Raw genomic sequence first — 7,187 nt, 5'->3', positions numbered from 1 at the left:
GGGTCATACGGGCCGGCGTCCAGGGTGTTGTTGGGGCCTTTGCGGAAGGTGGTGCCGATGGGGTGGATGGGGGGCAGGTAGAGGACGTCGAAGCCCATGTCGGCGATGGCGGGGATGCGTTTCATCGCGGTGCGGAAGGTTCCGGAGGTTGGTCCGCGTCGTCCCATGGGGTCGAAGGTGGCGCCTTCGGAGCGGGGGAAGAACTCGTACCAGGCGCCGTACAGGGCACGTTGGCGGTGGACGACCAGGGGGTACCAGTCGCTGACGGTCAGCAGATCCCGCAGCGGATGACGCTCCAACACGTCCAGGACGTTGGGGTCTCCGGCCGCGGCGAGCCGTTCGAGGGCGTCCCCGTCCTCGTCCGACAGGAAGCGGGCGAGCCGGGCCAGGACCCGGCGGTCCTTCGACGGCACCTCTCGCGCCGCGCGCATGAACAGCGCCACGCCTTCGGCGAGCATGAGTTCAACGTCCTGGCCGCGCGGGACCTTGATCTGCGCGTCATGCCACCAGTGCGCGATCGGGTCGCCCCACGCCTCCACCCGAAACGACCACGACCCCATCTCGGTCGGCGTCACCAGCGCCGACCACCGATCCATCCCCGTACCGACCTCGGCCATCCGCCGCGGCGCCAGCTCCTCACCATCCGGCGTCCGCAGCACCACCGCCGCGCCCAGCATCTCGTGCCCCTCCCGGAACACCGTCGCCGAAACCTCGACCGTCTCACCCACGACCGCCTTCGCCGGCCACCGGCCACACCCCACCACCGGCGCCACGTCCACGATCGGGATGCGGCCAAGCCTCGGAATGCCTGTCGTACTGGACGTTCCGGACTCGACGTGCATGTGCCACCCCTACCCGTTCGAGATATCCAAAACGTCCATGCCCGGGAACCGGCGGCTACCGCCCCGTAGGTTCCGGCGGCTGCGCTGCGCCGCCCAGAACGCCATCATGCGCGCGGGTCTGCGGATGGTCGAGATTGGGCAAACGCTCTGCGGTGGCCACAGGTGGCGGAGCGGCGAAGGTCCCTTGCGGGCAGGGGGTTCCCGGTGTTTCGGCGGCGTGCGGGGGAGCGGTCCGGGGGGTGACGGTGTGCTCCCCGCCGTCGCGCCCACGGCCCCTTACCGCATAGCGTGACGTTGCGTGAAGGCAATCCGACGTTTCACGGTACGCACCGTCCTTCCCGAGCCGCTCAAGCCGCTTGAGGAGCTCGTCCTCAACCTGCGCTGGTCCTGGCACCACGAGACGCTCGACCTGTTCCGCGCCGTGGACCCGGCGCTGTGGAGGGCCGTCCACCAGGACCCCGTCCGGCTGCTGGGCGAGGTCGCGCCCGAGCGGCTGGCGCGGCTCGCGGAGGACCGCCGGTTCCTGCGCCGCCTGCAGGACACCGCCGAGGACCTGCGCGAGTACCTGACGGCACCGCGCTGGTACCAGTCGCACTCGGATGGCGACGCCCCGGCGTGCATTGCCTACTTCTCACCCGAGTACGGGATCACCGCCGCGCTGCCGCAGTACTCCGGCGGCCTCGGCATCCTCGCCGGCGACCACCTGAAGACCGCGAGCGACCTCGGCGTCCCGATTCTCGGCGTCGGGCTGCTGTACCGGCACGGCTACTTCTCCCAGTCGCTGTCGCCGGACGGCTGGCAGCTGGAGCGCTACCCGCCGATCGACCCGAACGGGCTCCCGCTCACCCTGCTCCGCGAGCGGGACGGGACGCCGGTCCGCGTCTCCATCGGACTTCCGAAGGGAAACGCCCTGCATGCGCAGGTGTGGATCGCGCGCGTCGGACGCGTCCCGCAGCTGCTGCTCGACTCCGACGTCGAGGACAACGACCAGTCCGCGCGGGACGTCACCGACCGGCTGTACGGCGGCGGCGGCGACCACCGGCTGCTTCAGGAGATGCTGCTCGGCATCGGCGGCGTGCGGGCGATCCGCGCTTACTGCCGCATCACCGGGCATGCGGAGCCGGAGGTCTTCCACACCAACGAGGGCCACGCCGGGTTCCTCGGCCTGGAGCGCATCCGCGAGCTGGTGTCGGAGGACAGCCTGACGTTCGACGAGGCCCTCGAAGCGACCCGCGCGGGCACGGTGTTCACCACGCACACCCCCGTCCCGGCCGGCATCGACCGGTTCCCGCGCGACCTGATCAGCCGGTACTTCGGCGGCGCGAACGAGGAGGAGCAGGTCCCGGTCGACCGCGTCCTCGCGCTCGGCACCGAGGACTACCCCGGCGGCGACCGCACCGTGTTCAACATGGCCGTGATGGGGATGCGGCTCGCGCAGCGCGTCAACGGCGTCAGCGAGCTGCACGGCGAGGTCAGCCGCGAGATGTTCGGCGGGCTGTGGGGCGGGTTCGACACCGCCGAGGTCCCGATCGGCTCGATCACCAACGGGGTGCACGCGGGAACCTGGGTGGCGCGCGAGGCGCTCGAACTGGCCTCCCGGGAGCTGCCGTCGCTGATGGAGTCGGGGCGCGGCTGGGAGGGCGTCCGGAACGTGTCCGAGCCGGAGATCTGGCGGATGCGCGGCCTGCTGCGGCGCCGCCTCGTGCTGGACGCGCGGCGCCGGCTCCGCGAGTCGTGGCGGCAGCGCGGCGCCAGCGAGGCCGAGATCTCCTGGATCGACGACGCCCTCGACCCGGACGTCCTGACGATCGGGTTCGCGCGGCGCGTCCCGTCCTACAAGCGGCTCACGCTGATGATGTGCGACGAGGACCGGCTCCGCTCGATCCTGCTGGACCCGGACCGGCCCGTGCAGATCGTCATCGCGGGCAAGGCGCACCCGGCGGACGAGGGCGGCAAGCGCCTCATCCAGGACATCGTGCGCTTCACCGGCAACGAGGACATCCGGCACCGGATCGTGTTCCTGCCCGACTACGACATGGCGCTCGGGCAGCTCATGGTGCAGGGCTGCGACGTGTGGATGAACAACCCGCTGCGCCCGCTGGAGGCGTGCGGCACGTCCGGGATGAAGGCGGCGCTGAACGGCGCGCTGAACCTGTCGATCCGCGACGGCTGGTGGGACGAGTGGTACGACGGGCAGAACGGCTGGGCGATCCCGTCCGCCGACGGCCTCGCCACCCCCGACCGGCGGGACGAGCTGGAGGCCGCCGCGCTGTACGAGCTGGTCGAGGAGCACGTGTCCGTCACGTTCTACGACCGCGACTCGGCCGGGCTGCCGCGCCGCTGGCTGGAGATGGTCAAGCACACCATCGCCACCCTCGGACCGAAGGTCCTCGCGTCCCGGATGCTGCGCGACTACGTCGAGGGGCTGTACGCCCCGGCCGCGGCGTCCGAGCGGTCCATGGTCGCCGACAAGTTCGCGGGCGCCCGGGAGCTGGCGGCGTGGAAGCGGCGGGTGCGGACGGCGTGGCCGCGCGTCGCCGTCGAGCACGTCGAGTCCAACGGGGAGGAGAGCCCGCAGGTCGGCGCCCGGCTGACCGTCCGCGTCGTCGTCGACCTCGGCGGGCTCGACCCGGAGGACGTCGCCGTGGAGGTCGCCTACGGCCGGGTGGACGACGCCGACGCGCTGGTCGGCCCGTCCTATCTGGAACTGGACGAGGGTGTTCCGGCGGACAACGGCCGGCGCAAGTACACCGGCGAGGTCCCGCTCGGCCGCAGCGGCGCGTTCGGCTACAGCGTCCGCGTGGTGCCGAGCCACCCGCGGCTGTCGGGACGGGCCGAAATGGGCCTCGTCGCGCTGCCGCCCGCACCGCACGGCATGACCAACGGCGACCTGCGCTAGAGGTCCTCGTCCTCCTCGTCGCCGGGCGGCGGGTCGGCCTGCCGCCACCCGGCCACGAGGACGGGCAGGAGCATGTGCGTCTCGAACAGCCCGACGACGCCCAGGGCGACCGAGGCCATCGGGACGTCCTCGGTGTCGGTGCTCAGCACCACGACGGCGAGCACGACGAGGATGCCGAGCATGACCCGGTGCGCGACCGTGAACGAGCGCAGCCGCTCGGCCACCTGCCGCTCGTCCAGGAGCCGCTCCGCCAGCGACATGGACCCGCGCGTCGCCACGTTCAGCAGCGTGACCACCGGCAGCATGACGACCACGGACAGGCCGAGGAGGGGCAGCGACACGGCCATCGCGGTGTCGCTGGGCGCGAGGTTCCACGACACGGCCGTCGCGGCCCAGATCATCGCCAGGGCCGCGAGGCCGGCCGCGGCGAGCGTCCGCCGCCGGCGCCGCGTCGCGTACCAGGACGGCAGCATGTCGCGCTGCAGCGCCGCCTGCCGCCTGCGCTCCCAGCGTTCCCTGACCATCGTGTCCCCCCATGTCATGACGTGCTCCCCAGCCTGGGGAAGGGCGCCAGCGAGAACACGACCTCGACCGGCACCTCGAAGAACCCGGCGATGCGCAGGGCGAGGTGCAGGCTCGGGCTGTACTCGCCCCGCTCCAGGTAGCCGATCGTCTGGTAGTGGACGCCGAGCGCCGTCGCCAGCTCGCGCCGCGAGACGCCGCGCTCGGCCCGCAGCACCGCGATCCGGTTGTGGACATGCTCCTTGCCGTCCGTCTTGTCCGCCGCCACCGGCACAGTCTCCCGTAGCCGCCGGTCAGAACGCGCCCTGGGCGGCGCGGCGCTCCTGCCGCTCGGCCAGCCGGGTGCCGGACTCGCGCCGGGCCGCGCGCAGCAGCAGGTACGGCGCCAGCAGCAGGCCCGCGGCGGCCCAGGCCCCGAGGACGGCCGCGGTCTCCGCCGGGCGCCAGCTCCCGCCGATCTCCGCGACCGCCATCGAGTCGGGCAGGAACACCGACCGGAGCCCGAGCCCCTGCCAGTACAGCGGGAACACCTGCGCCACGGACTGGACGGCCTCCGGCAGCCGCGCCACCGGGAACATCACCCCGGAGACGACCATGAGGGCCATCAGCGGCAGCGACAGGATGCTCGCGGCGTTGCGCGGCCCGGGCAGCAGCGCGCCGATCGCCGCGCCGATCGGCACGACCGACAGCGTGCCGAGCGTCAGCACCCAGGCCAGGGTGAGCCAGTCACCGGGCGACGACGGCAGGCCGAGCCCGGCGAACGCCGCGCCCGCCGCCAGCATCAGCAGCACGTAGCCGGCGATCTGCAGCAGCACGGAGACCGCGCGTCCGGCCAGGTAGGCGGAGGTGCCGCCGGGCACCGTCCGCAAGCGCAGCAGCGTGCCCTCCTCCCGGTCGGCCGAGATCCCCATCGGCAGGTTCATCAGCCCCGCCGAGAACAGGGCGAACGCGACGAAACCGGCCGTCATCAGGACCGCCTGCGATTCCCCCGTGCCCTCCACGATGGTGTCGCCCTGCCAGCGGACCAGCAGCACATAGACCCCGACGGTGCCGATCAGCCCGGAGACCAGCTCCCGGCGGCTCCGCAGGAAGTGCACGTACTCCGCCCAGCCCCGGCGGATCCCGATCCTCAGTGTGCGGGGGTTCATGCGGCCCTCCTGCCGGTGATCGGCTCGTCCTTGCCCGCGACCAGGTCGAGGTAGCTCTGCTCCAGCGAAGGTCGGCGGACCTCCAGCCCCGGCACCGGCCCGCCGAACCGGCGGTGCAGCTCGAAGGCCAGCCGGGACGGGTCGGATGTCCGCTCGGTGCGCGGCACGCCGTCCTCAAGCCAGCACACCTCCGATGCCGCCCGCACGACCGACGCGAGCCCGGACGGCGTGCCGCACACGGTGACGGTGCCGCCGACGAGGATCGCGATGCGGTCGGCCAGCCGCTCCGCCTCGGCGAGGTCGTGCGTCGTCAGCAGGACGGTCATGCCCTCGTCCCGTGCCAGCCGCTCGACCAGTGCGTGGAACTCGCGGCGCGCCTCCGGGTCGAAGCCGCTGGTCGGTTCGTCCAGGAACAGCAGCTCGGGGTGCCCGACGATGCCGAGCGCCACGTCCAGCCGGCGCCGCTGGCCGCCCGACAGCCGTCCGACCGCCTGCCCGGCCTGCGCGGTGAGGCCCATGACCTCCAGCAGCTCGTCGGCGTCCCGCGGCCGGTCGTAGAACCCGGCGATGTGCGTGAGCAGCTGCCGGACGCCCCAGCGCGGGTGGTCCTGCCAGTTCTGCAGGACGATGCCGAGCCGCGCCCGCCACGCGTCCCCGCCCCTGCCCGGGTCGGTGCCGAGCACCGTGACCTCGCCGGACGAGCGGCGCCTGAACCCTTCGAGGATCTCGATCGTGGTCGTCTTGCCCGCGCCGTTCGGCCCGAGCAGCGCCACCACCTCGCCCGCCCCGACCTCCAGGTCGACGCCGCGCAGTACCTCCGCGCGGCCGTAGCGCATCCGCAGGTCGCGCGCCCGGATCACCGGCCCGCTCATGCGCACCCCCTCTGTACGGTCACTTGCATCATCCGCCCTACCTCTGCATCTATTGATAGTAGAAGTACTACATTTCGTTGCAGTTATGCAAGCGGGCGCATGCTGGCAGGATGGACGTGTGCGACTAGCGAACCGGAGCTCCGAGCCTCTCGCGTGGCTGCCCAGCGGGCGCACGGCGGACGCGATCCTGGCCGTGGGCTCCTTCGCGATCCTGGCCGCGATGGCGTTCGTGTCGACGCACACGGGCGCGCCCTCGCGCATGCCCCTCTACGGCTGGACGCTGATGGCCATCTCCTGCGGAGTGCTCTACTTCCGCCGCAGCCATCCGGTCACGGTCGCCATCGTCACGTTCTTCGCCTGCGCCGTCTACTACCCGCTCACCGAACCCGACGGCCCGCTCGTGATCACCTTCGTCGTCGCGCTCTACACGGCGGCGGCCGAAGGGCATCTCACGACGGCCGTCGTGCTGGCGGGCATCTCGATCGCCGCCTCCGTGGCCGCGGACCGCCGCGACGACATCAACCATCTCGCGGACGCCGCCGGCTTCCTGCTCATCGGCTGGTTCGTCGCCGTCGTCGCGATCGGCGGCGTCGTCCGCAACCGCCGCGCCTACCTGCGCGAGGCCGAGGAACGCGCCCGCGTCGCCGAACGCGGCCGGGAGGCCGAGGCCCGCCGCCGCGCCATCGAGGAGCGCCTGCGCATCGCCCGCGAACTGCACGACGTCCTCGGCCACAACATCTCGCTGATCAACGTGCAGGCCACCGCCGCCCTGCACGGCCTGCGCCGCGAGCCGGAACGCGCCGAGGACGCCCTCACCGCCATCAAGCAGGCCAGCAAGGACACCCTCCGCGAGATGCGCGCCACCCTCGGCATCCTCCGCCAGGTCGACGAGGCCGCCCCGGTC

Annotated in this window: 7 protein-coding genes; 2 read left to right on the top strand and 5 right to left on the bottom strand. The window is 72.4% G+C overall.

All coding sequences use genetic code 11. From position 1 onward, the window contains the following. Nucleotides 1-842, bottom strand: an 842-nt coding sequence (locus E1293_RS42255; protein ID WP_132205002.1) for a maltotransferase domain-containing protein, incomplete at its 3' end; no start/stop codon positions are given. A 298-nt stretch (nucleotides 843-1,140) separates the two neighbouring features. Here E1293_RS42255 and glgP point away from each other — a divergent pair. Next, a complete protein-coding gene (gene glgP, locus E1293_RS42250; protein WP_132205000.1) occupies nucleotides 1,141-3,741 on the top strand; it encodes an alpha-glucan family phosphorylase in 2,601 nt (866 codons plus the stop codon). Here glgP and E1293_RS42245 read toward each other — a convergent pair. Genes E1293_RS42245 through E1293_RS42230 form a run of 4 tightly spaced genes read right to left on the bottom strand, consistent with a single transcriptional unit; the run spans nucleotide 3,738 to nucleotide 6,283 of the window. Then, nucleotides 3,738-4,283 (bottom strand): hypothetical protein, encoded by a 546-nt coding sequence (locus E1293_RS42245; RefSeq protein ID WP_132204998.1) that lies wholly within the window; start codon nucleotides 4,281-4,283, stop codon nucleotides 3,738-3,740. The genes glgP and E1293_RS42245 overlap by 4 nt on opposite strands. Then, nucleotides 4,280-4,531 (bottom strand): helix-turn-helix transcriptional regulator, encoded by a 252-nt coding sequence (locus E1293_RS42240; protein WP_132204996.1) that lies wholly within the window; start codon nucleotides 4,529-4,531, stop codon nucleotides 4,280-4,282. The genes E1293_RS42245 and E1293_RS42240 overlap by 4 nt, the downstream gene beginning before the upstream one ends. Nucleotides 4,532-4,556: 25 nt before the next feature. Then, nucleotides 4,557-5,411: an ABC transporter permease gene (locus E1293_RS42235; RefSeq protein ID WP_132204994.1), complete on the bottom strand. Its 855-nt coding sequence runs from the start codon at nucleotides 5,409-5,411 to the stop codon at nucleotides 4,557-4,559. Further along, nucleotides 5,408-6,283, bottom strand: coding sequence for an ABC transporter ATP-binding protein (locus tag E1293_RS42230; protein ID WP_132204992.1), 876 nt, complete (start codon nucleotides 6,281-6,283; stop codon nucleotides 5,408-5,410). Before E1293_RS42230 ends, E1293_RS42235 begins: the two co-directional genes overlap by 4 nt. 118 nt (nucleotides 6,284-6,401) lie before the next feature. Between E1293_RS42230 and E1293_RS42225 the strand changes: the two genes are divergently transcribed. Beyond that, nucleotides 6,402-7,187 (top strand): histidine kinase dimerization/phosphoacceptor domain-containing protein (locus tag E1293_RS42225; RefSeq protein ID WP_243717393.1); only part of this gene is annotated, 786 nt, incomplete at its 3' end.

It is taken from the genome of Actinomadura darangshiensis, assembly GCF_004349235.1.
Lineage (GTDB): Bacteria > Actinomycetota > Actinomycetes > Streptosporangiales > Streptosporangiaceae > Spirillospora > Spirillospora darangshiensis.
This window is presented reverse-complemented; position numbering and strand designations above follow the sequence as displayed.

Bases quoted from the DNA above. Each gene is read 5' to 3' on its own strand.
- E1293_RS42245 (WP_132204998.1), bottom strand. From the start codon at position 4,283: ATGACATGGGGGGACACGATGGTCAGGGAACGCTGGGAGCGCAGGCGG.
- E1293_RS42235 (WP_132204994.1), bottom strand. From the start codon at position 5,411: ATGAACCCCCGCACACTGAGGATCGGGATCCGCCGGGGCTGGGCGGAG.
- E1293_RS42230 (WP_132204992.1), bottom strand. From the start codon at position 6,283: ATGAGCGGGCCGGTGATCCGGGCGCGCGACCTGCGGATGCGCTACGGC.